1 protein-coding gene is annotated in these 581 nt (G+C 50.9%); it reads left to right on the top strand.

Going from position 1 to position 581, the window contains the following annotated elements; translation table 11 throughout:
• Positions 1 to 85: 85 nt before the first annotated feature.
• Positions 86 to 511 (top strand): nucleoside-diphosphate kinase, encoded by a 426-nt coding sequence (gene ndk / locus CFE47_RS31455; RefSeq protein WP_083356869.1) that lies wholly within the window; start codon positions 86 to 88, stop codon positions 509 to 511.
• Positions 512 to 581 lie beyond the last annotated feature (70 nt).

Here is a 581-nt window from a genome sequence, read left to right as displayed (position 1 = left end):
TTTTACGCAGTTAGGCAATACCCAATAACCCGCGTATAATTCGCGGGTTTAATTTTTCGTAAATTACCGTTTCTGGAGTTACACCATGGCTGTTCAACGTACTTTCTCCATCATCAAGCCTGACGCTGTTGCAAAAAACGTCATCGGCGAGATCACCACTCGTTTCGAAAAAGCCGGCCTGAAGGTTGTAGCTTCGAAACTCAAGCAACTGTCCAAAGCTGAAGCTGAAGGCTTCTACGCTGAGCACAGCGCTCGTGGTTTCTTCGGCGACCTGGTCTCCTTCATGATCTCCGGCCCTGTTGTTGTTCAGGTTCTGGAAGGCGAAAACGCTATCGCTCTGAACCGTGAGCTGATGGGCGCTACTAACCCTAAAGAAGCTGCTGCCGGCACCATCCGTGCTGACTTCGCTGAATCCATCGACGCCAACGCTGTTCACGGCTCGGACTCCGAAGCTGCCGCTGCTCGCGAAATCTCGTACTTTTTCGCTGCTACTGAAGTAACCGCTCGCTAAGCATTGGCTTAAAGAGTGAGGGTGAATCCATGACTACATCGACTGTTAAAACCAACCTGCTGGGTCTGAC

It is taken from the genome of Pseudomonas sp. PGPPP1 (genome assembly GCF_002255865.1).
GTDB lineage: Bacteria > Pseudomonadota > Gammaproteobacteria > Pseudomonadales > Pseudomonadaceae > Aquipseudomonas > Aquipseudomonas cremoris.
This window is presented reverse-complemented; position numbering and strand designations above follow the sequence as displayed.